Source organism: Streptomyces sp. SPB162 (genome assembly GCF_029504575.1).
In the GTDB taxonomy this organism is placed as follows: domain Bacteria; phylum Actinomycetota; class Actinomycetes; order Streptomycetales; family Streptomycetaceae; genus Actinacidiphila.
The window spans coordinates 3,986,444-4,013,435 of sequence record NZ_JAQFII010000001.1; the positions used below are offsets into that span (position 1 = coordinate 3,986,444).

Consider the following 26,992-nt stretch of genomic DNA (forward strand, 5'->3'; position numbering starts at 1 on the left):
GTATCGGTCGGTGTGTATAGTCGGGCGCGTCAGGGCTCTCCCAATCCAAGAAGGACGAGGTCGCGCGGTGAAGAAGTTTCTCCTGGTGGCACTGGCCGCCGTCGGCGGGCTCCTCGTGTACCGCCAGATCCAGGCGGACCGCGCCGAGCAGGATCTGTGGACGGAAGCGACCGACTCCGTACCGGCAGGTTCCGGCGCGAGCGTCTGAGACGCCGAAGTGCTCTGAGGCCCCGATCGCTTGTGCGGTCGGGGCCTCTCGCTGTTGCGGGACCGTGACGGGAAACGCCTTGAGTTTGCTCACGCAAATCAATACCTTCGCGGTAGCAAACAGAGACGGCCGGTCGAGGGGGAGCACAGCATGCAACGACCACAGTGGCGCGCGGCTGTCGGGGCGGTGGGCGGCGGAGTGCTGCTCACGGCCCTCGCGGCGCTCGGTGGGCCGGCGGCCGCGCGGGCGGCGGAACCGGCCGCGGACGACAGCCTGATCATGGTGCTGGACTCGTCCGGATCGATGGCGGGGCCCGACGGTTCGGGCAGCACCCGGATCGAGTCGGCCCGCAAGGCCGTCAGCACGGTCGTGGAGACCCTGCCGGACGGCCACCGGACCGGACTGCGGGTCTACGGCGCGGGCAAGCCGCACGGCTGCGACGACACCCAGCTCTCCCAGGCCGTCGTGCCGCTGGACCGGGACGCGATGAAACGGGCTGTGGCGGCCGTCCAGCCCAAGGGGGACACCCCGACCGCCCTGGCGCTGACCCGGGCCGCGGGCGACCTGCCCAAGGGCGGCCGGCGCACGATCCTGCTGATCTCCGACGGCGAGTCCAACTGCGGGGCGCCCAAGCCCTGCGAGGTGGCGGCCCAGCTGGCCGGGGACGGGATCGGGCTCCGGATCGACACCGTCGGCTTCCAGGTCAAGGGCGCCGCCCGCGAGGAACTGGAGTGCGTCGCCCGAGCCGGACACGGCGCGTACTACGACGCCCCCGACGCGGCGGCGCTCGCCCGGCAGCTGGTGCGCGCCTCGCAGCTCAGCGCCGACGGGTACCGCTTCGAGGGCACCCGCATCACGGGCGGCCCGACGGCGGCGCGGGCGGCCGGCATCGCGCCGGGGCAGTACCTGGACACCATCGGGTCCGGTGAGACCCGCTGGTACGCGGCCGGTCTGGACGCCACCTCGACCGCGGACCTCGCGGTGACCGCCGTTCCGCAGCCGGGCGTGAAGGTCGGATACGGCGACGGCATCGAGCTGAAGGCGGTGTCGGGCGGCCAGTACGCGTTCACCTGCGACACCGGCTCCGCGCACTTCGGGCAGGACGAGGGCGCGATGATCGTCAGTGCGGCGGTGAGCCGGGTGCCCACCGCCAAGGGCGACGGGAGCTGCGACAAAGCCGGCCGGTACCTGCTGTCGGTGCACCGCACGAGCGCGCCGGGCTCCGACCAGGGCCGGTGGCCCGTCGAGCTCCGGTACGGGAGCGAGCCGGCGCTCAAGGCGGGCACCACGCCCGCGGCCGCCGAGACCGCTTACGGCGACAAGCCCGCGCCGCTCGCCGGCGACCCGCGCGACATCACGGGCGGCACCGGCTTCAACGACGCGACCGCCCTCACCAAGGGCGTCTGGCGCGACAAGCTGCTGCCCGCGCAGACCCGTTTCTACAAGGTGCGGCTGGGCTGGGGACAACAGCTCGGCTACACGGCCGAGTTCGCCAACGAACCGGTGCTCGACGACGCGTCCGCGGCCTCGGTCTGGAGCTTCGTCGAGACGGGGACGTACGGGCCCGGCCGGCAGCCGGTGCGGGACGCCTCCGGCGGCGACGACCACCGCAGCTATACCGGGAAGCCCCTGTCCGTGGGGCTCGGCACGGTGCCGGTGACCTGGACCAACCGCTGGGTCCTCGGCGGCTCGGCCCCCGCGGTGCACAGCGCGGGGGACTACTACATCGCCGTGTCGCTCGGCCCGAGGGCCGCGCGGCTGGCGAAGAACGCGGCGGTCGGCGTCGTCCTGCGGGTCAACGTGACGGGGGACGAACTGGCCGGGCCGCAGTACCAGGCGCCGGCCCTGGCCAAGGGGCAGGCCAGGAACGACGGCGGCGACAACGGCGGGCAGGACGACGGCAAAGCCGGTGACAAGGGCGGCGATTCGGCCGCCGGCCGCGACAGCGGCGGCTCGAACGGGGGAGGATTCATGACCGGCAAGGACATGATCGCGGCAGGAGCGGGCGGGGCGGTCGCGCTCGCGGCCGTCGGCGGGGTGGCGCTCGTGCGCCGGACGAAGAGGGGCGGGGCGTGATGCGCGGACTGGTGGTGGCGGTCGCGGTGGCCGGCGTGACGCTCGCCGGGCTGCACGGCACGGCACTGGCGGACACCGCCGTGCCCGTGTGGCAGCCGCAGGGCACGCCGGTGACGGGCGCGGCGACGACGGCCGACGCCCAGGCGCTCACGGCGGGCGGTACCTACAAGGACACCCTCAAGGTGGGCGACACCAAGTACTACGGCGTGGACCTGGACGCGAAGTCCTCGGCGTACCTGTCGGCGTTCGCCGTTCCCGAACCGGGCGCCAAGGTGGCCTACGGGGACGGCATCGAGCTCAAGCTGCAGAGCGCCGACGGCACCGACTGCGACCGCTACGACGCGCACTTCGACAACGACGGGGCGGCGAGGCCGGTCGGCGGCTACACGGCGCGGACCATCGAGAAGGACGGGCGCTGCCAGGAGGCCAACCGCTACACCCTGAAGATCACGCGGGAGAGCGCCGGGACGTCGGACCCGGGCGAATGGCCCGTGGAGATCCGCTTCATGTCCGAGCCGGCCCTCAAGGCCGACGCCAAGCCCGCGCCCGCCTCCAGCGCCACGGAGGCGTCACCCACCCTCGGTGACCGGCACGCCGAAGCCCGCACAGGGCGGCACGAGCTTCGACAACGCGGCGGCCATCAAGAGCGGCATCTGGAACGACAAGGTGCTGCCCGGCGAGACCCGCTTCTACAAGGTGCCGGTGGACTGGGGTCAGCACGCGGTGCTCTTCGCGGACTTCGCGAACGCGCCCGCGGCCAAGGAGAACAGCTACCAGAGCGCCGGCGTACGGCTCGACGCGTACAACCCCGCCCGGGGCCACATCGACGACGACACGGAGTCGTACGCGGGCAAGCAGACGTCGATCACCGGCCAGACCGTACCGGTCTCGTACGCGAACCGGTTCGAGAGCGGCGGCAAGGTCTCGGCGACGCGGTTCGCCGGCTGGTACTACTTCGCGGTCAGCGTCCACCCGGGCGTCAAGAGCGTCGTGGACGGCCCGATCGGCGTCACCCTGCGGCTGGACGTCAAGGGCACGGCGGCCCCGTCGCCGGGGTACGACGGTGACGCGGGCAAGGCAGGGTTCGGCGTCGGAGGCGACGATCTGGCGCGGGCCGACGGCACGGCGACCGGCGGCACCTCGGACTCCACGCTGCGGATGGTGGCGTTCGCGGCGCTGGGGGCGGGCACGGTGCTCCTGCTGAGCCTGGGCGTGTGGGTGGTGACGGCGCGTCGCCGGTCCCGGGTCGCGGCTCCGCTGCCGCCGCAGGCGTCGCCGCCGCAGTCGGGGTACGGGCCACCGCCGGCTTGGTAGGCCGCGGCCCCCTCAGGCGGCCGCCAGGGCCCAGATGCCGACCGCGAAGCAGAGGGCGGCGGCGATGAGGATCGGGATCACCAGCTTGGCGGGTGGTCCCGGTCGTCGTGACGGGGGAAGCGGCGCGGTGTGTACTGCTGCCGTGTACGGGCGGGTGGGATCCGGCTGGTGGGGCGGGACCGTGGGCGCTTGTGGCTGGACCTCTGCCGGTGGCGCCGATGCGTACGGGTTGTGTTCGGCCGGCGGCGGGGTCTGGGTGCCCGTCTGGGGGTAGCCGTAGGCCGAGTGCTGCTGCGGGGCGTGCGCCGGGACCGGCGAGGCTGCCGGCTGGGGGGCCGGGAGGTGGAAGCTGCTGGTTTCCTCGGGGCGGGTCCTGCGGGCCTTCCGGCGGGGGCCCTGGGCGTCGAAGCCCTCCGGGAGGGGGCCGATCTGGTCGAAGACCTCGACCGGTTCGTCGTCCAGGCCGGGAACCGGAAGGAGTTCGACCGCGGCGGACAGCGCCTTGCGGGCGCCGGTGGCCGTGCGGAAGCGGGCGTCCGGGTCGGGTTGCAGCAGGTTGCCTATGACCTGCCACATCGACTCCGGCACACCCCGCGGGGCGCGCGGGACGCCCTCGTTCAGGTAGCGCTCGAAGATCGCCTGGGCGTCCGGCTTCTGCCCGCTGAGCAGATAGAGGGCGACGAGGCCGACCGCGTACAGGTCGGCCGGGAAGTCGGGCTCGGCGCCCAGCATCTGCTCGGGCGCGAAGTAACCCGGTGTGCCGACGACGTAGTCGACCTCGGTCAGCCGCGGCTCGCCCTTGCGCATGGCGATGCCGAAGTCCGACAGCCGCAGGTGCGGCTGGCCGGTGCCGGTGGCCTCCAGCAGGACGTTGGCGGGCTTGATGTCGCGGTGCACGACCCCTTCGGCGTGGACGGCCGTCAGCCCGGACAGCAGCTGGTCGAGCAGCGCGCACACGAAGTGCGGGGGCAGTGGCCCGTAGTCGCCGATCAGGTGGGAGAGCGATCCACCGCGGACCAGGTCCATGGTGAACAGGACCTTGTCGTCGTCGGCGGCCCAACTGGCGGGCGCGAGGACGTGCGGATGGTCGATCCGCATCGCCTGCTCGCGGACGAAGCGGAGCAGCGCGTGCGCGTCGCTCTGCTGGAGGACCTTCGCCGCGACGTACCGTCCCCGCCGGTGGTCCCAGGAGCGCCAGACCGCGCCCGAGCCGCCCCGTCCGATCGGGTCCACCAGCTCGTACCGGCCTGCGAAGACCTCACCCATGGACTGCGACCCGCCCCCCGCTGTTGCGTTCAGTCTTGGTGCGCCTCGTAGTGGGTGATCGCTTCCGCGGTCCGCCCGGCGCCGTACACATGAAGGAACTCTGCCAGTTGTGGATGGCTGGAGGCGAGGGTGTCCGCCGCTTCCGCAATCTCTTCGGCGGACGCGACGGCCCGCAGCAGCGACTGGATGTCCCGCACGACGTGCCGGGCGGAGCCTGCGGCGGATCCCGACGAGGAGCTGTGGGTGGTGCCGGTGAGGACGGAGGAGCCGGACGACTGCCGGATGTCGTCCATCCGCGAGGTCGCCTCGGAGGACGTCACGCTGCCGTCCGCGACATGCCCGGCGAGATCCTGGAGTGCCTGCAGGCGCTGGACGACCGCCGGGTTGCCGATCTTCGCGCGCTGACCGCTCATCAGCTGCGACAGCATCGGCGCGGAGAGCCCCAGCACGCCCGCCAGGCGCGCCTGGTTCAACCCGAGATCGCCGATGAGGCGCCGGAAGAGGTCGCCGAGCGGCTCGCCGTACCAGGTGCGCTGCAGCTCCTGCGCGCGGCTGGCGGCGTCGTGCGGGGAGGGGTCCATACGCACTCCTGTTTGCGGCCGTGAATCCTGCAAAGCATCCTACGGACCGCGATACCGGGTCGGGGTCACGTCCCGGAACAGGTACGCTGTTCTGCGAAGCGGGGCCTTAGCTCAGTTGGTAGAGCGCTGCCTTTGCAAGGCAGATGTCAGGAGTTCGAATCTCCTAGGCTCCACAGTGTCGATCAGCGCGGGACCGTTCACGGTCCCGCGCTGATTTGCGTATCGGATCACTGGCCGGTGCTGCACAATCGGGGGCGTGATGTTCGGCATCCTTGGCGCGACGCAGGTCTCGGACGTGGACGGTGGCGCGGTCGTGCTGGGTGGGCCGCGGCGGCGGGGGCTGCTGGCGATGCTGCTGCTCGACGCCGGCCGGGTGGTGACGCCCGAACGGCTGATCGATGGCCTGTACGGGGAGGAACCGCCGGCCGGGGTGGCGAACGCCCTGCAGTCGCAGGTGTCGCGCCTGCGCCACGTTCTGCGGCAGCCGATCGAGTTCGGTCCCGCGGGATACCGGCTGGTGATCGACCCCGACGACGTGGACGCGCACCGTTTCGAGCGGCTCAGCTCGGAGGGGCGTGAGGCGCTGGCCGCGGGTGATCCCGCACGCGCCGCCGAACTGCTGCGGGAGGCGCTGGAGCTGTGGCGCGGGCCCGCGCTGGCCGATGTGGGGGACGCGCCGTTCGCGCGGTCGCAGGTGACGCGTCTGGAGGAGCTGCGGGTCTCGGCCGCGGAGGACCGGATGGAGGCCGAACTGACGCTCGGCGGCCACCGGGAGCTGGTCGCCGGGCTGCGGGAGCTCGTCGACGCGCACCCGTTGCGTGAGCGGCTGCGCGGCCAGCTGATGCGGGCCCTGTACGGCAGCGGGCGGCAGAGCGAGGCCCTGGAGGCGTACGAGGCGGCCCGCAGTGAACTCGCCGACACGCTGGGGGCGGACCCCGGGCCTGAGCTGGCCGCCGTTCACCTGGCGGTTCTGCGCGCCGATCCGGAGCTCACGACCGCCTCCCACGCGCATGTTCCACGTGGAACATCGCCCAGGACACCGGCGCCGGTGCCCGCCCGACCGCGCTTCGCGCTGCCCGCGCAGCTCACCAGCTTCGTCGGCCGCGACGAGGAGCTGGACCGGATCGGCACGCAGCTGTCCGAGGGGCGGCTCGTCACCCTCATCGGCCCCGGCGGAGCCGGCAAGACCCGGATCGCGGTCGAGGCCGCTGGGCGGTACAGCGGCGAGGCCTGCTTCGTCGAGCTGGCGGGACTCACCGACGCCGCCGAGGTGCCGCACGCGATCCAGGGCGCGCTCGGACTGCGCGAGGCCGGGGTGATGCCCGGCGCCGGTCCCGCTCCCGATCCGGTCGCCCGCGTGACCGCGGCCCTGGCCGACCGCCCGCTCCTGCTTGTGCTGGACAACTGCGAGCATGTCGTCGGCGAGATCGCCGGGCTCGTCGGCCGACTGCTCGGGGACTGCGGACGACTGCGCGTACTGGCCACCACCCGCGAGCCGCTGGGGATCCCCGGCGAGACGCTCTGCCCGATCCCTCCGCTGCGGCTCCCGCCGCCCGGCACGGACCCGGTCCGTGCGCTCGCCTTTCCCGCGGTGCGGCTGTTCACCGAGCGGGCTGTCGCCGTGCAGCCCGATTTCGAGCTGGCGGCCGATCTGGACGCGGTCCTGCGGGTGTGCACGGCCCTCGACGGACTGCCGCTGGCCATCGAACTGGCCGCCGCCCGCCTGCGCTCGATGTCCGCGTCCGAGATCGCCTCCCGGCTCGGCGCGCGGTCCGCGGCGCCCGAGCGGGGCGAGTACGGGCCCGGGATCCGGCCGGACGAACGGTTCCGGCTGCTGTCACGGGGCAGCCGTACCGCCCAGCCCCGGCAGAAGACGCTGCGCGGGGTCGTCGACTGGAGCTGGGACCTGCTCACGGAGCCCGAACGGGCCGTCCTGCGCCGCGTCTCGGTCTTCGCCGGCGGCTGGACGCTGGAAGCGGCCGAATCCGTCTGCGCTGACCGCGAGGAGGACGAGGGAGCCACCCGGGAAGCCGGGGTCGACGCGTTCGACGTGCTCGATCTGATCGACTCCCTCGTCGACAAGTCCCTGGTCGTCGCCCACCGTCCTGAGGGCGCCGACGGGGTCCGTTACCGGATGCTGGAGACGATCCGCGCCTACGGGGCCGAGCGGCTCGCGGAAGCCGGTGAGACGGCGGTCCTGCGCCGCGCCCACGCCCGGTACTTCCTCGGCGTGGTCGACGCGGCGGAGCCGCATCTGCGGCGCGCGGAGCAGCTCGACTGGCTGCGGCGGCTCTCCGTCGACCAGGACAACCTGCACACCGCGCTGCGCCGCCGGGTGGAGGAGGGCGACGTCACGACGGCGCTGCGGCTGCTGGCCCCGCTGTCGACGTACTGGCTGCTGCGCGGTGTGCGCCTGGAGGGCGCGGGTCCCGCCCGTGCCCTGCTGGACATCACCGGGCCGCAGCCGCCCGAGGGGCTGGACGAGGAGTACGTGCTGTGCGTGCTCGCCGCGGCCAACGGCCGGTCGGACCACCACGACCTGACCGCGCACACGGCCGCCGCCGAGGCGGTCATGGCGAGCCTCGACTACCTGCCGCGGCGCTTCCCCACCCTCACCGTCATCTGGGCGATGGCCATGGGCGCGCCCACCAGCGACGCCGCGGAGCTGATCGAGCGCACCCTGGACGATCCCGGCGGCGAGCCGTGGTCCAGGGCGCTGCTGCACCTGGGACAGGGCTACGCGCACTGGATGGTCAACGGCGACACCACGCAGGCGGAACGGGAGTTCACCGCCGGGCTCGAAGGGTTCCGGGCGCTCGGCGACCGCTGGGCGATGGCCAACGCGCTGGACGTGCTGGCGCAGCTCGCCGACTGGCAGGGCGATCACGAGCGCGCCGCCGCGCTGACCGACGAGGCGCTCGGCTACGTCGAACCGCTCGGGGCGATCGAGGACATGGCGCAGCTGCTGTGCCGGCGGGCCGAACGCAGCGCCCGCGACGGGGACACCGAGGCGGCCCGCGCCGACTACGCGCGGGTGGTCGAACTGTCCGCTCGGGCGGGTGCGCCCGACTGCATGGCGCTGGCCCACCTCGGGCTGGGCGAGATCGCCAGGATGCGCGGTGAGCCGGCCGCCGCCCGCGCACTGTACGAGCTGGCCCTCGGCGAGAGCGGCCTCGGCTGGGCGGTTGTCGACATGAACCGTCCGCTGATCCTCATCGGGCTGGCCCGTGTCGCCGAGGCCGAGGGGGATGTGGAACGGGCCCGCGGCTACTACCGCCAGGTCCCCGAGGCCGAGTTGGTGAGCCGCAACGGCCCGGTCGCCGCGAGCTTCGCCGAGGCGCTGGCCGGTCTGGCGCTGCTGGACGGCGGGCCCGAGCGGGCCGCGCTGCTCCTCGGCACTGCCCGGACGCTGCGCGGAGCCGAGGTGCCGCCCGACCGGGACACGGCCAGGGTCATCGCCGCCGCCCGCGCCGCGCTCGGCGACGACGCCTTCGCCGCCGCGCACGCCCGGGGCGTCGCGCTCACCCGGGACGAGACCGTCGTGGCGCTGACCGGCTTCGGGGTCGCTCGGTAAGCGAACGGTCAGTGCCCGGTCAGAGCGCCTTGCGACAGTCACCGGCATGACGAAGAACCCGAAGACGGCGCGGACCGCGCGGACGGCCACCACGACTCCCTCGAACCCCCGGCGCTGGGCGGTACTGGCGATCTGCTGCGTGGCGGCGGCGCTGCTCGGCATCGACACCAGCGTGCTCAACTACGCGATCCCCTCGCTCGTCACCGACCTCCAGCCGTCCGGCACCGAGATCCTGTGGATCGCGGACATCTACGGATTCGCCCTCGGCGGCCTGCTGGTGGTGATGGGCAACCTCGGTGACCGGATGGGCCGCAAGAAACTGCTGCTGCTGGGCGCGGGCGCCTTCGGGGTGGCCTCGGTCCTCACCGCGTACGCCACCAGCCCGGAGATGCTCATCGGGGCCCGCGCGCTGCTGGGGGTGGCCGGGGCGACGATCATGCCGTCGACGCTCTCGATCGTCCGCAACGTCTTCACCGACCCCCGCGAGCGCACCACGGCCGTGGGCGTCTCCGGCGGGGTCGGGGCGGGCAGTTTCGCCCTCGGACCGGTCGTCGGCGGCGCGCTGCTGGACCACTTCTGGTGGGGCTCGGTCTTCCTGATCAACGTCCCGATCCTGCTGGCGCTCGTGATCGCCGGGGCGATCGTGCTCCCCGAGTCCCGCAACCCGAACCCGGGACGGTTGGACTGGATCAGCGTCCCGCTCTCGATCGTCGGTCTGCTGGGGGTCATCTTCGCCATCAAGACGGCCGCCCGTGACGGTGTGCACGAGCCCTCGGTGTGGATCGCCGCCGCGGTCGGCGTCGTCTGCCTGATCGTCTTCGCCCGGCGCCAGACCCGTATCGCGGCACCGCTGCTGGACGTCAAGCTCTTCCGTAACCCGGCCTTCACCGGCTCCATCAGCGCCAATCTGGTCGCCATCTTCGCCTCGGCCTCGCTCTCGCTGGCCTTCTCGCTCTACTTCCAGGTCGTCCGCGGGTGGTCCCCGCTGATGGCGGGCCTGGCACTGCTCCCCGGCCCGCTGTCCGCCGCCTTCGCCGCTCCGCTCTCCTCCGCGCTGGTGCCCAGGATCGGCCGGGCCAGGGTGGTGGCCCTGGGGCTGGGCCTGATGTCGGTCAGCATGGTCGGACTGGGCCTGGTCACCCCGAACTCCAGCTACTGGCTGCTGCTGCCCGCGCTGATCGTCAACGGGGTGGGCATCGTCCTGACCTTCACCGTCACCTCCGACACGGTCCTGGCGAGCGTGCCGAAGGAGCGGGCGGGCGCCGCGGCGGCCATCTCCGAGACGGCGATGGAGCTCGGCGGGGCGCTGGGCATCGCGGTTCTCGGATCGGTGCTGACCAGCGTGTACCGCAGCGGGCTCGACCTGCCGGCGGGTCTTCCGGCCGGTGCGGCCGAGGCCGCCCGGGAGTCCGTCGGCGGTGCGGTCGGGTCCGGCGCGCAGCTGTCCGGCCCGATGGGGCGGCAGGTGGCCGAGACGGCGAACGAGGCCTTCACGCACGGCATGCACGTCACGACCCTGGCGGGCGCCGTGCTGATCGCCGTCGCGGCGGTGGCCGCGCTCTACACCCTGCGAGGCGTCCCCGCGGTGATCGACGAACCGGCCGACGCGGAGGGTTCGGAAGCCGACGCCAAGGAGCTGGTCGGGCGCTGACCCGCCCCGCGCGCAGGTCGGAGGGCGGGAGACCCTTTCGGTCTCCCGCCCTCCGACCTATGACGCGTACGCGCTGTTCGACGGGGAATCCAGGACCGCGGCTATCGACTGCCGACCCGGTCCGGGATCAGGACTCGTTGCCGCGTTCCGGGCGTTCCACACGGTCCGCCTCGGCCTGCTTCGCCTGCACCTCGGGGTCGAGGGGCTCGACGGGCGAGCCGTCGACGACATCGACCACGTCGAGCGGGTCGGCGCCGTTCGTGCGGTCCGTGCCGACGACGGTCGGAGCGCTGCCGTTGAGCGTGGCGCGGTCCGCGACCTCGGTCGGGGCGGCGGGCTCGACCAGCCAGTCAGGGTTGGTCTGCTTGCTCCACCACTTCCACGCGGCGAATCCCGCCCCGCTGATGATGCCGATCAGGGCGAGGCGCTTGGCCGCCTTGCCCGCCCTGGCGCGGCGCCGGTGCTTCTTGCCCAGCTTGTTGATCTCGGCGACCGACACCTTGCCCTGCAGCGCTGCCAGCGCGGCCGCGCCACGTGCCACGGCCTCGTCGCGGGCGGGACCCGCGGCGGCACGGGTGACCTCCACCGCGTGTCCGACCCTGGGGGCGGCGTACTCGTTGGCCTGCCGTGCGGTCAACGCGGCCTTGACGGCCGCGGTGTCCACGGCCGAAGCGACCTTGGGCGGTAGTGCGGCATGTGCCTTGTGCGCGGCTGTCGCGACTCGTGGCGTCAACCAGATCCGGGCTTCGTCCGCGTAGTGCGCGGCGCTGTCCTTGGCGGTGACAGCGTATGGAGCGACCACCTCAGCGGCGTGCTGCATGCTGTCCTTGGTCTGCCCGGCTGCGTTGCGCACGCTGTCGATGCGGGTCACAGGAACCTCCTCCTCGGTGGCGTACGGTTTTCGCCTGTCCACCCGATTTGAAATCATGCCTGTCTACGGCCAGTCCGGCATGTGCGACCGGGCATATGGGTCATGGCGGGACACACGAGAGCTTAGACAGACGATGCCACGATGCGGGCCGCGACGCGATGGGGCCGGGCAAGCCGACGGTCGGTCCTCGTCCGTGCGAGGATTTGTCCCTGTCAGTGAAGACCAGGAAAGGCAGATCGTGGCCGAGCAGCTCTACGCGACCTTGAAGACCAACCACGGGGACATCGAGATCCGGCTGCTGCCGAACCACGCGCCGAAGACGGTGAAGAACTTCGTGGAGCTCGCCGAGGGCACGCGGGAGTGGACCGACCCGAAGACCGGCAAGCCGACCAACGCGAAGCTGTACGACGGAACCGTGTTCCACCGTGTGATGAGCGGCTTCATGATCCAGGGCGGCGACCCGCTGGGCAACGGCACCGGCGGCCCCGGCTACGAGTTCGCGGACGAGTTCCACCCCGACCTCGTCTTCGACCGGCCCTACCTGATGGCGATGGCCAACGCCGGCCCGGGCACCAACGGCTCCCAGTTCTTCATCACGGTCTCCCCGACCACGTGGCTGAACCGCAAGCACAGCATCTTCGGCGAGGTCGTCGACGTGGCCGGCCGGAAGGTCGTGGACTCGATCATCTCCACCCCGACCAACCCGCGCACCGACCGTCCGGTCGAGGACGTCGTGATCGAGTCGGTCGTGATCGAGACCCGCGAGGGCTGATCGCGCCGTACTCTTCGGGAACACCGCGCCCTGCCCGTCCGTATGGAGGGGCAGGGCGACGCGCGTCCCCAGGAAGAGGCCCTCATGGACCAGGCGGTCTGCTGCTACCGGCACCCCGATCGCGAGACCGGCATCCGCTGCACCCGGTGCAACCGGCCGATCTGCCCGGAATGCATGGTCAGCGCCTCGGTGGGCTACCAGTGCCCGGAGTGCCTGGGCGAGGCCCGGCGGACGACGCCGACGCCGCGCACGGTCGCCGGCGGCGCCGTTGCCACCGACCCGCACCTGGTCACGAAGATCCTCATTGGACTCAACCTGGCGGTCTTCCTGCTGGTGCAGGTGATCGGCGACCGGCTGGCGGGCGATCTGTCGCTGTACGCGTACTGCGACCCCGTCGTGCGGCAGTACTGCATCGGCGTCTCCGAGGGCCCCGACCAGTGGTACCGCCTGATCAGCTCGGTCTTCGCGCACCAGGAGTACTGGCACATCGGCTTCAACATGCTGACGCTGTGGTGGATCGGCGCCCCGCTGGAGGCCACGCTCGGCCGGGCCCGCTACCTGGCGCTGTATCTGATCTCGGGGCTGGGCGGCAGCGCTCTGGTCCTGGTGCTCGCTCCGTACCCGGGCGCACTGGGCGCCTCTGGGGCGATCTTCGGCCTCTTCGGGGCCACCGCCGTCTTCATGCGGCGCAGCCGTATGGACATGCGACCGATCCTGGTCCTGCTCGGGCTGAACCTGTTCTTCAGTTTCACCTGGTCGAACGTGAGCTGGCAGGGCCACCTCGGCGGCCTGGCGGCCGGCACGGTGATCGCGATCGGGCTGGCGTACGCGCCGCGCGAGCGCCGCGATCTGGTGCAGTGGGGGACCTGTGCGGCGGTGCTGGCGGTCGCGCTCGCGGCCAGCTGGATCGCCGTGGCGCAGATAACCGCCTGAGGGGCGTTACCACTGGCGTTGATCAGACGTTATCCACAGCGAGTACCCGGTCCTGTGCACCCTGTGGGGAACGCGTGTGCGTGCGGTCACCGCACCGTGTTTTCCCTGCAAGATCAACGAAAGACCGGTGGCCGACGCATCGGCCACCGGTCACACCGGCGTCAACCTCGTAGAGGTTATCCACAGATCTTCCGACCTTTTCCCCACTGTGGATAACTGTGTGGACAACCCTGGGGAGAAGCGCTCGGACCAGCTCGGAAGCCGGTTACTTCCACTGCGTGGACACGACGAATCCACCCGCGATGAAGCCGAAGCCCACCACGATGTTCCAGTTCCCCAGCGCGTCGATCGGCAGGCTGCCCTGCGTGACGTAGAAGAGGACGATCCAGGCCAGGCCGATGACGAAGAACGCCAGCATCAGGGGCGCGACCCAGTTGAAGCCGGACCTGAGCTTTATCGACTGCGTCTTCTCCGGCGGCGGAGTGAAGTCGGCCTTCTTGCGGATCCGTGACTTCGGCACGAGGAACTCTCCTGTCGATGCGCTGCGTAACCGCGCGGGGATGTCGGGGATGTGATGCTGGCCGGGCGGGTGGGGGCACCACCGCGGACGGGCGTCCGTTAGCGTAGTGCTTCCTCGGGTGTGAAGGAGACAAGGGTACGGTGACCGATTCCGGCGACGCGTCCCACTCCCGTCCTTCTCCCTTCCGTCCTTCCACCCGCACCGTAGTCCTGCGGACGCTCAGTGCGGGAGTCTTCGCGCTCGCCGGTCTGATCTTCTGGATGAGCTTCGACACGGCCAAGGGCGTCAACATCCGCAGCGACGACCCGCTGCCCAAGCTCTCGGACAACGTGCGCAAGCAGAGCGGGCGGAACCAGGAGCTGGAGAACCAGCTCACCGGCGTCCGGAGCGACGTCGACTCCCTCACCCGCCGCGGCGCCGGCGCCGGCGACGCGACCCGCAAGCAGCTCGACCAGCTCGAGGAAGAAGCCGGTACGAAGGCGCTGACCGGCCCGGCGCTCAATGTCACCCTCAACGACGCCCCGCCGAACGCCACCCCGCTCGTCCCCGGCGTGCCCGACCCGCAACCCAATGACCTGGTCATCCACCAGCAGGACCTGCAGGCCGTGGTCAACGCGCTGTGGGAGGGCGGGGCGGTGGGCATCCGGGTCATGGACCAGCGGCTGATCTCCACCAGCGCCGTCCGCTGCGTCGGCAACACCCTGATCCTGCAGGGCCGGGTCTACTCCCCGCCGTACAGAATCACCGCTGTGGGTGACCAGAAGAAGCTGCGTGCGGCCATCGACCGGAACGCGACCATCCAGAACTACCTCCAGTACGTCAACGCCTACGGGCTCGGCTGGAAAGTGGACGCGGACAACCGGGTGACTCTTCCCGGCTACTCCGGCACAGTGGATCTCCACTACGCGAAGCCCGTCTCCTGACCGGTCCCTGACCGTCCGCGGGACCGGCCCGCGTTACCGGTTGCGGGGCGAGGGGCGAGGGGCGCCGATGACGATCCGGCTGGTCGTGCGGACGCTGAGCGAAGTCTGTGTCACGGCCGGCGCGCTGATCGTGCTCTTTGTCGTCTACCTCCTGTTCTGGACCGGGGTGCGCGCCGACAGCGCGATGAACGGCGAGATCGACCGGCTGCAGAACACCTGGGCCACCGGATCGCTCGCCCCCGCCGGCCCGTCCCCCGCCCCGACCGCGTCCGCGCCGGGCGGTACCCCGGCCACCGCTCCCCCCGCGCCCGCCCCGTACAAGGACGGCACGTCGTTCGCCGTCATGTACATCCCGCGGCTCGGCTCCGGCTGGCACAAGCCGGTGCTGCAGGGCACCGGCACCGGCGTGCTGAAGAAGGGGCTCGGGCACTACCCGGGCACCGCCCGGCTCGGGGCGACCGGCAACTTCGCGGTGGCCGGCCACCGGCGCACCTACGGTGATCCCTTCAAGGACTTCCCGAAGCTGCGCAAGGGCGACCGCGTCTACCTCTTCGACGGCGCGTCCTGGTTCACGTACGTGCTGGACCGCGCCCCCTTCCGTACCGTTCCCACCGACACCGGCGTCATCGACCCGGTGCCGAAGGAGTCCGGTTGGACGACGGCGGGTCGCTACCTGACGCTGACGACCTGCGATCCGGAGTGGGGCCACAGCCACCGCCTCATCGCCTGGGCGCACCTGGAGACGGTGAGCCCCGCCGAGCAGGGCGAGCCGGAGGGTTTGTCCGGGTAGCCGGAGGGTTTGCCCGGGTAGGCCGACGGTCCCGTCGATCTCCCCTTACTCTGTTCCGGAGAACCGGGAAGGAAGGCAGCGCATGTACGGCTGGATCTGGCGGCATCTGCCGGGCAACGTGTGGCTCAGAGCGCTGATCTCGCTCGTGCTCGCACTGGCCGTCGTCTACGTCCTCTTCCAGTACGTCTTCCCGTGGGCCGAGCCGCTGCTGCCGTTCAACGACGTGACAGTGGACAACGGCATGAACGCGACGAACGGGATGGCCGCCGTCCGATGACCGCTCGCATCCTCGTGGTGGACAACTACGACAGCTTCGTCTTCAACCTGGTCCAGTACCTCTACCAACTCGGTGCCGAGTGCGAGGTGCTCCGCAACGACGAGGTCGAGCTCGCGCACGCGCAGGACGGCTTCGACGGGGTGCTGCTCTCCCCCGGTCCCGGCGCGCCGGAGCAGGCCGGGGTCTGTATCGACATGGTCCGGCACTGCGCGGAGACCGGGGTGCCGGTCTTCGGCGTCTGCCTCGGGCTGCAGTCCATGGCCGTCGCCTACGGAGGCGTGGTCGGCCGGGCGCCCGAGCTGCTGCACGGCAAGACCTCGCTCGTGACGCACACCGGTACCGGTGTGTTCGCCGGCCTGCCGACGCCCTTCACGGCGACCAGGTACCACTCGCTGGCGGTGGAACGGGACACCGTACCGCCGGAGTTCGAGGTCACGGCCTGGACGGACAGCGGCATCGTCATGGGGCTGCGGCACCGTGACGCGGCTGTCGAGGGCGTGCAGTTCCACCCCGAGTCGGTGCTCACCGAATGGGGTCATCTGATGCTCGCCAACTGGCTGGTGGCGTGCGGGGACGAAGGCGCCCCCGGCCGTTCGACGGGGCTGGCGCCCGTGGTCGGCAGGGCCGGGGCGTGACCGGGCTCCGCCCGGACGAGCCCCCGTCCTACGAGGACACGGGCCAGTTCGCGGTGGCGGTCGGACAGCTCGCGGACCCGCTCAGCGACCCCCTTCCGGGCCGGACTCCGGTGCCGCCACCGCCGTCGGCACCGTCGGGGCCGCAGGCGCCGTCCGGGCGGGAGGCGCCGCCTGAGGCCGCCGAGGCCACGTCGGACCCGGGCGAGGAGGTCATCGGCTCCCCCTGGTTCCGCCCGCACGACATGCCGCAGTCGGAGCACGGGGCGCCCGGGGCGCCCGAGCAGTCGGCGGCCGCGCCGCGGCCGGGGTTCGCGCCGCCGTACGAGCCGCAGTTCCAGCCGTCGACGGCGCCCGCGTACGACGCGGGATACGCCGGCACGTACGAGGCGAGCTACCGGGGCGGCTACGACGCCGGGACCACCGCGCCGCCCGAACCCGCACGCGAACCCGCACCCGAACCCGCGCCCGTGCCGCCCCCCAGGGTCCGGCGCAGGGGCGTACCCGGCGAGACCGCGCAGTTCCCGGCCGTGCGCCTGGACCGGACGCCGGACGAGTCCGTCGGGACCGGGGAACACGTCGCGGAGGAGCCCGCCGTCACGGAGGCGGCCGCTCCGGCGCCCGGTGGCCGTGCCGAGCGCCGTAGAGCGGCCAAGCAGGGCGCTGGGCACCGCGCCCGGGGCCGGACCGGCCCTGGGGCCCCGACGGGCCCCGGAGCCGCCCAGGCGGCCCCAGGGGTCCCGGTGGCCCCGGCCGTGCCCATGACCCGTCTGGAGGCCAGACGGGCGGAGCGGGCGGCCAAGGACAGCCCGGCGGTGATCCTCAGCCGGGTGATCGGCGAGGTCTTCATATCGGTCGGCGTCCTGATGCTCCTCTTCGTCACGTACCAGCTCTGGTGGACCAACATCCGTGCCCATCAGCAGGCCAGCGGCGCGACCCATGCCCTGCAGAACCAGTGGGACAAGGACAAGAGCGACCAGAAGAACGTCGACGACCGGGCGGCCGGCGCGTTCTCCCCCGGGCAGGGCTTCGCGATCATGTACATCCCGAAGCTGGACGTGAAGGCCCCGATCGCCGAGGGCGTCTCCAAGCACAGCGTCCTGGACAAGGGCATGATCGGCCACTACACCGGTGCGATGAAGACGGCGATGCCGTGGGACAAGCAGGGCAACTTCGCGCTCGCGGCCCACCGCAACACCCACGGAGAACCGTTCCGCTACATCAACAAGCTGGTGCCGGGCGACAAGATCGTGGTCGAGACCGAGAGCACGTACTACACGTACGAGATGACGAGCGTGCTCCCGAGCACCTCCCCCTCGAACGTCAAGGTGATCCAACCGGTCCCGCCGGGCTCCGGATTCACCAAGCCGGGCCGCTACATCACCCTCACGACGTGCACCCCGGAGTTCACCAGCACGTACCGGATGATCGTCTGGGGCAAGATGGTCGAGGAACGGCCGCGCAGCCAGGGCAAGCCCGCGGCGCTGCCCGACTGACCGGCCCCGGGCCGGACAACGGACTGCCACAGAACGGAACAGCGGTGACGACGACCAATCGCGGCGGGCGGAGCCCGGTCGCGGCCATCATCAGTGTGATCGGTGAACTGCTGATCACCGCGGGGCTGGTGCTCGCCCTGTTCGTCGTCTACTCGCTGTGGTGGACGAACGTGATAGCCGATCGCCACGCGAAGAAGGACAGCGAGAAGGTCCGCAAGGGCTGGGCCGCCACCGGTCCCCGCGGCCTCGACACCAAGGACGGCATCGGCTTCCTGCACGTCCCCGCGATGGGCAGGAACTTCGAGGTCCTGGTCAAGAAGGGCACCGACACCGACACCCTCAACGAGGGCGTCGCCGGTTATTACGACCAGCCCGTCAAGTCCGCCATGCCGTGGGACAAGCAGGGCAACTTCACGCTGGCCGCCCACCGCGACGGCCACGGCGCCAAGTTCCACAACATAGACAAGCTCAAGAACGGCGATCCGGTCGTCTTCGAGGACAAGGACACCTGGTACGTCTACAAGGTCTACTCGGTCCTCGACGAGACCTCGAAGTACAACGTCGACGTCATCGACCAGGTCCCGAAGGAATCCGGCAAGAAGAAGCCGGGCCGCTACATCACCCTCACGACCTGCACCCCCGTCTACACCTCGCGCTACCGCTACGTCGTCTGGGCAGAACTCACCCGCACCGAAAAGGTCGACCCGAACCGCACGCCGCCGGCCGAACTGGGCTGAATATCCCCCGGGCCACGGACGCGACGTCCGTGGCCCCTTTCGTCGTGCTGCCGCTCCTGGTGGAGGGCGGTCCGTATCAGCCGAAGTTGTTGTTGCCGTTGCCACCGAAGGTGGTGAGGGTGATCACTTGGCTGGCGGGGTCAACGCCGGTCTGCGGCTGCGGATCCTGGCCTGTGATGCGGGCCTTGTCGTCCTGCGAGCTGCCCGGGGCGAACTGGATGTTGTTGAAGCCTTGTTGCTGCAACAACTCCCTGGCCTGCTTGACCGTCTTGAACATGACGTTGGGTACAGGCGTCTGCGCCGGCGCCGGCGGCTGACCCGTCGACACGGTCAGGTTGATCTGTGTGTCCTTGCTCTGCTGGCTGAAAGCCGCCGGGTTCTGATCGATGACGTTGTTCGCCGGATCGGTGGAAGGCTGATCCTTCTTGGTGACGTTCGTGAAACCCAGATCGTTCAGTTTCTGCTTTGCGGCCTCGAACTGCAGACCCTTCAAATTAGGCACTTCGATCTTTTCGGGCTTCTTGGCCACGGTCAGTGTGATCACCGTGTCCTTCGGCTTGAGGGTGCCGCCCGCGGGGTCCTGCTTGAGGACCGTGCCGTCGTCCTTGGTGTTCGACGTCTCGGTCTCCTGCTTGACCTGGAATCCCTTGTCCTCCAGGGACTTCTTGGCGTCCTCGAACTTGTCGTTGACGACGTCCGGGACGGCGGTCGGGGCCACGCCCTTGGAGATGGAGACCGTGATCGTCTTGTCGGTCGCGAGCGAGTCGCCGGCCTTCGGCAGCTGGTCGCAGACCGTGTTCGCGGGCTGGGCCTCGCAGAACTTGGTCTCGCCCTTGACGACCTTGATGGTCGGATCGGCATTGGTGGCCGAGCTCTGGGCGTCGGCGAGGGACTTCCCGACGAGGTTCGGGGCCGTGAGGGTGTCCGGCGCGTTGTTGCCCTTGAACACCGCCTTGCCGAGGAAGATCGCGCCGACCAGGACGAGGATGCCGGCCAGTACCAGCAGCACCGTCGAGGTGTGGTTCTTCTTCTGCCGGCGGCGGTCGGGGCGGTCGTCGTAGCCGTAGCCGCCGTCGTCGTCGCGGACCGGGGGAAGCATGGAGGTCGCGGGGTTCTGCGCGGGCAGCGCCGTGGTCGCCGCGTTGTCCCCGTAGCCGCCGCCGTACCCGCCGTAGCCGACGGATCCCATGGCGGCGGTCGCCGCGATGGGCTGGCCGTCGAGGTACGACTCGATGTCCGCGCGCATCTCGTCGGCGGACTGGTAGCGGTAGTCCGGCTCCTTGGTCAGCGCCTTGAGGACGATGGCGTCCATCTCGGGCGTGATCTCGGGGTCGAAGTTCGACGGGGGCTGCGGGTCCTCGCGCACGTGCTGGTACGCCACCGCCACCGGGGAGTCGCCGACGAACGGCGGCCGCACGGTCAGCAGCTCGTAGAGCAGGCAGCCGGCCGAGTAGAGGTCGGAGCGGGCGTCGACCTGCTCGCCCTTGGCCTGCTCGGGGGAGAGGTACTGGGCCGTGCCGATGACGGCGGAGGTCTGCGTCATCGTCATGCCGGAATCGCCCATGGCGCGGGCGATGCCGAAGTCCATGACCTTGACCTGGCCGTTGCGCGTGAGCATCACGTTCGCGGGCTTGATGTCGCGGTGCACGATGCCGGCGCGGTGCGAGTACTCCAGGGCCTGCAGGATGCCGACGGTCATCTCCAGCGAGCGCTCGGGCAGTAGCTTGCGCCCGGAGTGCAGCAGTTCGCGGAGGGTGGAGCCGTCGACGTACTCCATGACGATGTACGGGATGGAGATACCGTCGACGTAGTCCTCGCCGGTGTCGTACACGGCGACGATCGACGGGTGGTTCAGGGAGGCGGCGGACTGGGCCTCACGGCGGAACCGGGCCTGGAAGGACGGATCGCGGGCAAGATCTACCCGGAGCGTCTTCACAGCGACGGAGCGGCCGAGCCGGGTGTCGTGGGCGAGGTACACCTCGGCCATGCCACCGCGGCCGAGCACCGAACCCAGCTCGTACCGGCCGCCGAGGCGACGCGGCTCTTCCATAGCTCTTGCCCTTCCCTTAACCGTGCCCTGTGGATGCTCGGGCATACGGTACCCGGCACGCTCGATGGATCCGGGACGTGACCGGGTCCCGATATCCGACCGGTATCGCCTGGTACGGCGATGGGGTGGTTATGGGGTGGAAACTGCCCGGGGAGTGACGTGTGTCACGCGTCCCACGTCACTTGTTCAGAACGGCCTCCATGACCTTCTTGGCGATCGGCGCGGCCAGGCCGCCACCGGAGATGTCGCCTCGGGAGGCGTCGGAGTCCTCCACGACGACGGCGACGGCGACCGGGGAGCCGTCGGCGGTCTTGGCGTAGGAGATGAACCAGGCGTAAGGGTTCTTGCTGTTGGCGACACCGTTCTGTGCGGTGCCGGTCTTGCCGCCGACCGTGACGCCGTCGATCTGCGCGTTGGTGCCGGTGCCTTCCTTGACCACGGTCTCCATCATCTGCTGGAGCTTCTGGGCGTTGGTCGGACTCAGCGGCTGCGAGAACGGCTCGGGCTTCGTCTGCTCGATCACGTTCAGGTTCGGCGCCTGCAGCTTGTCCACCATGTATGGCTGCATGAGCTTGCCGTCATTGGCGATGGCGGCGGCCACCATGGCCATCTGCAGCGGGGTGGCGGCGGTGTTGTACTGGCCGATCGCGGAGAGCGCGTTGGACGGCCTGTCCATGTCCTTGGAGTAGACGCTCGCGTCGGCGCGGACCGGCGTCATGATCTCCTGGTTGAAGCCGAACTTCTCGGCTTGCGCGCGCATCTTGTCCTTGCCGAGATCGTCCCCTATGTGACCGAAGACGGTGTTGCACGACACCTTGAGGGCCACCCGCAGCGAGGCGTTCTTGCAGGGCAGGTCGCCCTCGTTCTCCAGGAACTTCGAGCTCAGCGGCAGCTTCCAGGGAAGCGGCGAGTCGGTCGGCGCGTCGATGTCGGTGTACTTGCCGGTCTCCAGCGCCGCGGCGGCGGTGACGACCTTGAAGGTCGAGCCGGGCGGGTAGACCTGGCGCAGCGCCCGGTTGAGCATCGGCTCGTCGGGGTTGTTGGCCTTCTGGAGGGCGAGCCAGTTCTTCTGGTCCGTCTTCGTCGAGGAGCCGGCGAAGGACGACGGGTCGTACGAGGGCGTGCTGGCCAGGGCCAGGATCGCGCCGGTACGGGGGTCGAGCGCGGCGACCGCGCCCTTCTTTTTGCCGAGGCCGGTGAACGCGGCCAGCTGGGCCTTGGCGTTCAGGGTCGTGATGACCGTGCCGCCCTGCTTCTCCTTGCCGGTCAGCATGTCGATGGTGCGGTTGAAGAAGAGCCGGTCGTCGTTGCCGGTGAGGAACTTGTCGTAGACGCCTTCGAGGAACGTCGTCTGGTACGCCTGCGAGGCGTAGCCGGTGACGGGGGCCCACATGGGGCCGTCCTTGAAGGTCGCCTTGTACTTGAAGTCGCTGCCGGGCGTCTCGACGCTGCCGGTGAGGGACTTGCCGTCGACGATGATGTCGCCCCGCGGCTGGGCGAACTGGTTGATGCTCACCCGCCGGTTGTGCTTGTCGTTCGCCAGGGTGTCCCCCTGGACGAACTGCACGTAGTTGACGCGGATCAGCAGGGCGAGGACGAGCAGGCCGCAGAAGACCGCGACCCGTCGCAGGGGTTTGTTCACTGGGTGCGCACCACCTGGGTCGGTTCGGCATCGGTTGACGGGGCGGGGCTGGGTGCCGGGCGTCGCGCGGTGTCGCTGATGCGCAGCAGGATGGCGACGAGCGCCCAGTTCGCGATGACGGACGAACCGCCCTGCGCGAGGAACGGCAGCGTCATGCCGGTGAGCGGGATGAGGCCGGTGACACCGCCGGCGACCACGAAGACCTGCAGCGCGAAGGCTCCCGCCAGACCGACGGCGAGCAGCTTGCCGAACGGGTCGCGGGCGGCGAGGGCGGTGCGCAGGCCGCGTTCGATCAGCAGGCCGTAGAGCATGACGATCGCCATCACACCGGCCAGGCCGAGCTCCTCGCCGATGGTGGCGAGGATGTAGTCGCTCTTGGGGGCGATGCCGCCGATGAGGCGGGAGTAGCCCTGGCCGAGGCCGGAGCCGAACATCCCGCCGGAGCCGAAGGAGTACATGGCCTGCGCGGTCTCGGTGACGCCCCCGTTGGGGGCGAGGTCGAGGGGGTGCAGCCAGTCCTGGACGCGGGTCTGGACGTGGTGCTCGAAGGTGGCGACGGCGACGGCCCCGCCCGCGCTGAGCAGCAGGCCGAAGACGATCCAGCTGGTGCGCTCGGTGGCGACGTACAGCATGATCACGAAGAGGCCGAAGAAGAGCAGCGAGGTGCCCAGGTCGGTCTCGAAGACCAGGATGAGCAGGCTCAGCGCCCACAGCACCAGGATCGGCCCCAGGTCGCGCCCGCGGGGCAGGTACAGGCCCATGAACCGGCGGCTGGCGAGCGCGAGCGCGTCGCGCTTCACCATCAGGTACCCGGCGAAGAACACCGTGATGATGATCTTCGCGAACTCGGCCGGCTGGAGCGATCCGATGCCGGGCAGGGTGATCCAGATGCGGGCGCCGAAGCGGGCGGGGAAGAAGATCGGGGCGATCAGCAGGATCAGCGCCGCCACCATGGAGATGTACGTGTAGCGCTGCAGGATCCGGTGGTCCTTGAGGACGACCAGGACTCCGACGAAGAGCGCGACGCCCACCGCGGACCACATGAGCTGCTTGGGGGCCATGGCGCCGCCGAGGCTCGCCGTGGTGATCGACGGCTCCAGGTCGAGCCGCCAGATGAGGACCAGCCCGATGCCGTTGAGCAGCGTCGCGATCGGCAGCATCAGCGGGTCGGCGTACGGCGCGAACTTCCGCACGATGATGTGCGCGATGCCCGCGAGCAGGCCGAGGCCGAGGCCGTAGGCGAGCAGGCCGGCGGGGAGCGAGCCGTCCTTGGCCAGCCCGACGTTGGCGTACGCGAAGACCGGGATGAGGACCGCGAAGACGAGCAGCGCGAGCTCGGTGTTGCGCCGGCTGGGAGCGCCGACGGAAGAGATGGTGCTGGTGTTGCTGGCACTCATGAAGAGCTGCCCCCTCCTCGTACTACTGCTGGGTGCCGCACTGCGGGGCCAGCTTCTGTTCGTCGGGCGAGAGGGTGGGGCCAGGGGTCGGGACGGTGCCCGCCGGCTTGTTCAACTTGTCCTGGGCCGCCTTCGCGGCGGCCTTGGCCTTCGCCGCGGCGGTCTTGTTCGTCTCGACCTTCTTGCAGACGTCGGCCTGCTTGGCCAGGTCGTCGGCCTTGTCGGTGGCCTGGCCGAGACCGCTCATCGCGATCGTGGCCTCGACCTGGTCGCGCTGGTAGGCCGGCAGGTACTTGAGTTCGATCTCGGGGCGGTCCTGCTTGACCTTCGACAGGTTGATCCACGCGAGCTTCTGGTCGATGCCCTGGTAGACGGCGACGTGCTGGTCCTTGGCACCGACGTAGTACTGGGTCTGGGTCCAGCGGTATCCGGCGTACAGGCCGCCGCCGATGACGCCGAGGACGACGACCAGGATCACCGAGCGCTTGAGCCACTTGCGCTTCTTGACCGGCTTGTCCAGGTCCGCGTCGTCGAACGCTCCGAAGGAGCCCAGCGGCGCCGGTCCGGCGTTCGTCAGATCGCCGCTGCCGGGCGGGCCGAAGGAGCCCGCCGGGCCCGCCTGCTGCGTCTGCTGCTGGGACTGGGGGTTGCGGCCGAGCTCCGACGCGCGCCCGGCCGGGGTCTGCAGATGCCGCGGATCGGAGATCGGCAGCTGGCTGTCCGCGACGGCGCCCACCACGACGGGGGTGTCGTTCAGCTGTCCCGCCAGCGTGTCGCTGTCGTCCACGTCCAGGACGTCGGCGACGATGCAGGTGATGTTGTCGGGACCGCCACCGCGCAGCGCGAGCTGGATCAGCTCCTGCACGGTTTCGTTGGGTGCCTGGTACCCCGCGAGGGTGTCCTCGAGGGTCTGGTGGCTGACGACGCCCGACAGCCCGTCGGAGCAGATCAGATACCGGTCGCCGACCCGCACCTCGCGGATCGACAGGTCGGGCTCCACGTGCTCGCCACTGCCCAACGCGCGCATCAACAAGGAGCGTTGCGGGTGGGTGGTGGCCTCCTCCTCGGTGATCCGGCCCTCGTCGACGAGCCGCTGCACCCAGGTGTGGTCCTGCGTGATCTGCGTGAGCAGACCGTCGCGGAGCAGGTACGCGCGGGAGTCGCCCACATGGACGAGGCCCAGCCGCTGCCCGGTCCACAGCAGGGCGGTGAGCGTGGTGCCCATGCCCTCGAGCTGCGGGTCCTCCTCGACCATCACGCGCAGCTGGTCGTTGGCGCGCCGGACGGCGGTGCCCAGCGAGGTCAGGATGTCGGAACCGGGAATGTCGTCGTCGAGCGTGACGATGGTGGAGATCACCTCGGACGAGGCGACCTCACCGGCCGCCTGGCCGCCCATGCCGTCGGCGATCGCGAGCAGGCGCGGACCGGCGTAGCCGGAGTCCTCGTTGCCCTCCCGGATCATGCCCTTGTGCGAACCGGCGGCGAAACGCAGGCTCAGAGTCATGCGCACCTCGCCCGTCGGCTCCGGGTACATCCGCACGCTGCCCACCCTCTCGCTCGCTGGCTGTGCTCCCTGGGCTTGCCCATTGATGCGACTACTTCCGCAGCTCGATGACGGTCTTCCCGATGCGGATCGGCGCGCCGATCGGCACCGGGGTCGGCGTGGTCAGCCGATTCCGGTCCAGATAGGTGCCGTTGGTGGATCCGAGGTCCTCGACGATCCACTGACCGTCCCGGTCCGGGTAGATCCTGGCATGCCGACTGGACGCGTAGTCGTCGTCGAGCACGATTGTTGAGTCGTGCGCCCGGCCGAGCGTGATGGTCTGGCCCTGCAACGCGACCGTGGTGCCCGTCAGCGAGCCCTCGGCGACGACCAGCTTGGTCGGGGCGCCTCGGCGCTGTCGGTTGTTCTGCGGCTGTTGCCGCTGGTTCTGCGCCTGTTGTTGGCGCTGCTGCGGCGGGCGGGACTGATCAGCCCCGCGCCGTGCCGCGCGCTGGGTCACACGGGTCCCGAACAGGTCACTTCTGATGACCTGTACCGCGACGATGACGAACAGCCACAGTACGGCGAGGAAACCCAACCGCATGACCGTCAGGGTCAGCTCTGACATTGCCCCCGCTTCACCCTTCGGCTTGCCGGTACACGATGGTGGTGCTCCCGACGACGATGCGAGAGCCGTCGCGGAGCGTAGCGCGCTGGGTGTGCTGCCCGTCCACCACAATGCCGTTTGTTGATCCGAGGTCCTGGACCACGGAAGGCGATCCGACCCTGATTTCGCAGTGCCGGCGCGAGACGCCGGGGTCGTCGACCCTGACATCCGCCTCGGTACTCCGGCCGAGAACGAGCGTCGGCCGGGAAATCTGGTGCCGGTTGCCGTTGATCTCGATCCAGCGCCGCACCGCGCCGCCGGCAGGACCGCCGGAGGGCGATCCCGCGCCGGGCAGTCGCGTCACGGGCGCCGGTCCGCCGGTCCGACCGCCCGGGGGCAGTCCCGCCGGCATCGGAGGCGGTCCCGAGGGTCGGTACGGCGCCGCGGCGCGCGGCGGCTCGTACTGCTGCTTGGCGGGCTGCTGCTGCTGGGGAGCCTGCTGGTGGGGTTGCGGCTGCTGGGACTCGCTGGAGGCGAGCGTGCGGCTGCGCACCCGGTACAGGCCGGTGTCGAGGTCATCGGCCTTCTCCAGGTGGACCTTGATGCCGCCCATGAAGGTGTAGCGCTGCTGCTTGGCGTAGTCCTTCACCATGCCGGCCAGTTCCTCGCCGAGCTGCACGGAGTAGGGACTGAGCCGTTCGAAGTCGGGCGTGCTCAGCTCGACGATGAAGTCGTTGGGCACCACAGTGCGGTCGCGGTTCCAGATCGTGGCGTTGTTGTCGCACTCACGCTGGAGCGCGCCCGCGATCTCGACCGGCTGGACCTCGCTCTTGAACACCTTGGCGAAGGTGCCGTTCACAAAGCCCTCGAGACGCTGCTCGAAGCGCTTCATTACTCCCATGGGGCACCTCCCTCCTCGGGCTCTTCCGATACTGCTTACTGATCGTATCCACGCGCCGGGAAAACGGCTGGTTCCCCGATCCCGGAGGACGGGACAGTGTCAACCCTCACACGGTCCACTCGGATGGTAGATGCGGCTCCTGTCCAGTGTCCCGCAACCGGGGGCGCGGCCGTACAGCGCGGTGCTGTCGGGTGAACCCTGCCCGGTGGGGGCCGGGGTACACAGCGCGGACGGGCCCGGGCCGCGTCCGGGCGCCGGGCCCCGGGCCCGCGCCGCACCCGCCCTGGCGAT

General features: G+C 70.5%; 23 protein-coding genes and 1 tRNA gene. 14 read left to right on the forward strand and 10 right to left on the reverse strand.

Translation table 11 applies throughout. The features are described 5' to 3' along the window. Positions 1-67 precede the first annotated feature (67 nt). The 3 genes from M2266_RS18150 (at position 68) to M2266_RS18160 (ending at position 3,598) form a co-directional block, all read left to right on the forward strand. Entirely contained in the window at positions 68-208 is a 141-nt protein-coding gene (locus M2266_RS18150) for a DLW-39 family protein (protein WP_269280271.1), read from the forward strand. Positions 209-358: 150 nt separating this feature from the next. Then, the gene (locus tag M2266_RS18155) at positions 359-2,284 is read left to right on the forward strand and encodes a VWA domain-containing protein (protein ID WP_277439130.1); all 1,926 of its coding nucleotides are present in this window, start codon (positions 359-361) and stop codon (positions 2,282-2,284) included. Between the two features lie 582 nt (positions 2,285-2,866). Further along, positions 2,867-3,598 (forward strand): hypothetical protein, encoded by a 732-nt coding sequence (locus M2266_RS18160; protein ID WP_277439131.1) that lies wholly within the window; start codon positions 2,867-2,869, stop codon positions 3,596-3,598. 12 nt (positions 3,599-3,610) lie between these two features. Here M2266_RS18160 and M2266_RS18165 read toward each other — a convergent pair whose 3' ends face one another. Both M2266_RS18165 and M2266_RS18170 read right to left on the reverse strand, forming a co-directional pair. Next, positions 3,611-4,864, reverse strand: coding sequence for a serine/threonine-protein kinase (locus M2266_RS18165; protein WP_277439132.1), 1,254 nt, complete (start codon positions 4,862-4,864; stop codon positions 3,611-3,613). 29 nt (positions 4,865-4,893) lie between these two features. Next, entirely contained in the window at positions 4,894-5,445 is a 552-nt protein-coding gene (locus tag M2266_RS18170; protein WP_277439133.1) for a DNA-binding protein, read from the reverse strand. A 100-nt stretch (positions 5,446-5,545) separates the two neighbouring features. Here M2266_RS18170 and M2266_RS18175 point away from each other — a divergent pair. From M2266_RS18175 to M2266_RS18185, 3 genes are all read left to right on the forward strand, one after another. Next, positions 5,546-5,618: transfer RNA gene (locus tag M2266_RS18175), tRNA-Ala, on the forward strand. A gap of 86 nt (positions 5,619-5,704) precedes the next feature. Further along, entirely contained in the window at positions 5,705-9,019 is a 3,315-nt protein-coding gene (locus tag M2266_RS18180; RefSeq protein WP_277439134.1) for a BTAD domain-containing putative transcriptional regulator, read from the forward strand. Positions 9,020-9,065: 46 nt separating this feature from the next. After that, positions 9,066-10,670 (forward strand): MFS transporter, encoded by a 1,605-nt coding sequence (locus M2266_RS18185; protein WP_277439135.1) that lies wholly within the window; start codon positions 9,066-9,068, stop codon positions 10,668-10,670. A gap of 127 nt (positions 10,671-10,797) precedes the next feature. Here the strand turns inward: M2266_RS18185 and M2266_RS18190 are convergent, their stop codons facing one another. Then, on the reverse strand, positions 10,798-11,541 hold the full coding sequence (locus M2266_RS18190) for a DUF5324 family protein (protein WP_277439136.1): 744 nt from the start codon (positions 11,539-11,541) through the stop codon (positions 10,798-10,800). A gap of 238 nt (positions 11,542-11,779) precedes the next feature. Here M2266_RS18190 and M2266_RS18195 point away from each other — a divergent pair, with 238 nt between their 5' ends. Together M2266_RS18195 and M2266_RS18200 are read left to right on the forward strand one after the other, a co-directional pair. Further along, positions 11,780-12,313 carry a peptidylprolyl isomerase gene (locus M2266_RS18195; RefSeq protein WP_277439137.1) on the forward strand — a complete coding sequence of 178 codons (534 nt, stop codon included), beginning with the start codon at positions 11,780-11,782 and terminating at the stop codon, positions 12,311-12,313. An 84-nt stretch (positions 12,314-12,397) separates the two neighbouring features. Next, the gene (locus M2266_RS18200) at positions 12,398-13,246 is read left to right on the forward strand and encodes a rhomboid family intramembrane serine protease (protein ID WP_277439138.1); all 849 of its coding nucleotides are present in this window, start codon (positions 12,398-12,400) and stop codon (positions 13,244-13,246) included. A 265-nt stretch (positions 13,247-13,511) separates the two neighbouring features. On the opposite strand, the gene crgA is transcribed toward M2266_RS18200, so the two are convergent. Then, positions 13,512-13,766 carry a cell division protein CrgA gene (gene crgA, locus M2266_RS18205; RefSeq protein ID WP_277439139.1) on the reverse strand — a complete coding sequence of 85 codons (255 nt, stop codon included), beginning with the start codon at positions 13,764-13,766 and terminating at the stop codon, positions 13,512-13,514. Positions 13,767-14,026: 260 nt separating this feature from the next. Between crgA and M2266_RS18210 the strand changes: the two genes are divergently transcribed. The 6 genes from M2266_RS18210 (at position 14,027) to M2266_RS18235 (ending at position 18,621) form a co-directional block, all read left to right on the forward strand. Next, on the forward strand, positions 14,027-14,689 hold the full coding sequence (locus M2266_RS18210; RefSeq protein ID WP_277441250.1) for a DUF881 domain-containing protein: 663 nt from the start codon (positions 14,027-14,029) through the stop codon (positions 14,687-14,689). Positions 14,690-14,756: 67 nt separating this feature from the next. Further along, positions 14,757-15,479, forward strand: coding sequence for a class E sortase (locus tag M2266_RS18215; RefSeq protein WP_277439140.1), 723 nt, complete (start codon positions 14,757-14,759; stop codon positions 15,477-15,479). An 82-nt stretch (positions 15,480-15,561) separates the two neighbouring features. Beyond that, entirely contained in the window at positions 15,562-15,756 is a 195-nt protein-coding gene (locus tag M2266_RS18220; RefSeq protein ID WP_138351195.1) for a hypothetical protein, read from the forward strand. After that, positions 15,753-16,391 (forward strand): aminodeoxychorismate/anthranilate synthase component II, encoded by a 639-nt coding sequence (locus M2266_RS18225; RefSeq protein WP_277439141.1) that lies wholly within the window; start codon positions 15,753-15,755, stop codon positions 16,389-16,391. Before M2266_RS18220 ends, M2266_RS18225 begins: the two co-directional genes overlap by 4 nt. Next, positions 16,388-17,884, forward strand: coding sequence for a class E sortase (locus M2266_RS18230; RefSeq protein ID WP_277439142.1), 1,497 nt, complete (start codon positions 16,388-16,390; stop codon positions 17,882-17,884). Before M2266_RS18225 ends, M2266_RS18230 begins: the two co-directional genes overlap by 4 nt. Before the next feature lie 44 nt (positions 17,885-17,928). Then, entirely contained in the window at positions 17,929-18,621 is a 693-nt protein-coding gene (locus tag M2266_RS18235) for a class E sortase (protein WP_277439143.1), read from the forward strand. 76 nt (positions 18,622-18,697) lie between these two features. On the opposite strand, the gene pknB is transcribed toward M2266_RS18235, so the two are convergent. From pknB to M2266_RS18265, 6 genes are all read right to left on the reverse strand, one after another. Beyond that, on the reverse strand, positions 18,698-20,671 hold the full coding sequence (gene pknB, locus M2266_RS18240; RefSeq protein ID WP_277439144.1) for a Stk1 family PASTA domain-containing Ser/Thr kinase: 1,974 nt from the start codon (positions 20,669-20,671) through the stop codon (positions 18,698-18,700). A gap of 178 nt (positions 20,672-20,849) precedes the next feature. Continuing rightward, positions 20,850-22,313: a penicillin-binding protein 2 gene (locus M2266_RS18245; protein ID WP_277439145.1), complete on the reverse strand. Its 1,464-nt coding sequence runs from the start codon at positions 22,311-22,313 to the stop codon at positions 20,850-20,852. Further along, positions 22,310-23,710: an FtsW/RodA/SpoVE family cell cycle protein gene (locus tag M2266_RS18250; RefSeq protein WP_277439146.1), complete on the reverse strand. Its 1,401-nt coding sequence runs from the start codon at positions 23,708-23,710 to the stop codon at positions 22,310-22,312. Before M2266_RS18250 ends, M2266_RS18245 begins: the two co-directional genes overlap by 4 nt. A 22-nt stretch (positions 23,711-23,732) precedes the next feature. Further along, positions 23,733-25,244: a PP2C family serine/threonine-protein phosphatase gene (locus M2266_RS18255; protein ID WP_277441251.1), complete on the reverse strand. Its 1,512-nt coding sequence runs from the start codon at positions 25,242-25,244 to the stop codon at positions 23,733-23,735. A 61-nt stretch (positions 25,245-25,305) separates the two neighbouring features. Beyond that, on the reverse strand, positions 25,306-25,821 hold the full coding sequence (locus M2266_RS18260; RefSeq protein ID WP_138351203.1) for an FHA domain-containing protein: 516 nt from the start codon (positions 25,819-25,821) through the stop codon (positions 25,306-25,308). Positions 25,822-25,831: 10 nt separating this feature from the next. Next, a complete protein-coding gene (locus M2266_RS18265) occupies positions 25,832-26,701 on the reverse strand; it encodes a DUF3662 and FHA domain-containing protein (protein WP_277439147.1) in 870 nt (289 codons plus the stop codon). Positions 26,702-26,992 lie beyond the last annotated feature (291 nt).

What these genes read in the sequence shown, in the direction of transcription:
- M2266_RS18180 (WP_277439134.1), top strand. Translation starts at nt 5,705, where the DNA reads ATGTTCGGCATCCTTGGCGCGACGCAGGTCTCGGACGTGGACGGTGGC.
- M2266_RS18250 (WP_277439146.1), bottom strand. Translation starts at nt 23,710, where the DNA reads ATGAGTGCCAGCAACACCAGCACCATCTCTTCCGTCGGCGCTCCCAGC.
- M2266_RS18155 (WP_277439130.1), top strand. Translation starts at nt 359, where the DNA reads ATGCAACGACCACAGTGGCGCGCGGCTGTCGGGGCGGTGGGCGGCGGA.
- M2266_RS18265 (WP_277439147.1), bottom strand. Translation starts at nt 26,701, where the DNA reads ATGGGAGTAATGAAGCGCTTCGAGCAGCGTCTCGAGGGCTTTGTGAAC.
- M2266_RS18225 (WP_277439141.1), top strand. Translation starts at nt 15,753, where the DNA reads ATGACCGCTCGCATCCTCGTGGTGGACAACTACGACAGCTTCGTCTTC.
- M2266_RS18220 (WP_138351195.1), top strand. Translation starts at nt 15,562, where the DNA reads ATGTACGGCTGGATCTGGCGGCATCTGCCGGGCAACGTGTGGCTCAGA.
- M2266_RS18185 (WP_277439135.1), top strand. Translation starts at nt 9,066, where the DNA reads ATGACGAAGAACCCGAAGACGGCGCGGACCGCGCGGACGGCCACCACG.
- M2266_RS18165 (WP_277439132.1), bottom strand. Translation starts at nt 4,864, where the DNA reads ATGGGTGAGGTCTTCGCAGGCCGGTACGAGCTGGTGGACCCGATCGGA.
- M2266_RS18200 (WP_277439138.1), top strand. Translation starts at nt 12,398, where the DNA reads ATGGACCAGGCGGTCTGCTGCTACCGGCACCCCGATCGCGAGACCGGC.
- M2266_RS18255 (WP_277441251.1), bottom strand. Translation starts at nt 25,244, where the DNA reads ATGTACCCGGAGCCGACGGGCGAGGTGCGCATGACTCTGAGCCTGCGT.
- M2266_RS18260 (WP_138351203.1), bottom strand. Translation starts at nt 25,821, where the DNA reads ATGTCAGAGCTGACCCTGACGGTCATGCGGTTGGGTTTCCTCGCCGTA.
- M2266_RS18215 (WP_277439140.1), top strand. Translation starts at nt 14,757, where the DNA reads ATGACGATCCGGCTGGTCGTGCGGACGCTGAGCGAAGTCTGTGTCACG.
- pknB (WP_277439144.1), bottom strand. Translation starts at nt 20,671, where the DNA reads ATGGAAGAGCCGCGTCGCCTCGGCGGCCGGTACGAGCTGGGTTCGGTG.
- M2266_RS18210 (WP_277441250.1), top strand. Translation starts at nt 14,027, where the DNA reads ATGAGCTTCGACACGGCCAAGGGCGTCAACATCCGCAGCGACGACCCG.
- M2266_RS18170 (WP_277439133.1), bottom strand. Translation starts at nt 5,445, where the DNA reads ATGGACCCCTCCCCGCACGACGCCGCCAGCCGCGCGCAGGAGCTGCAG.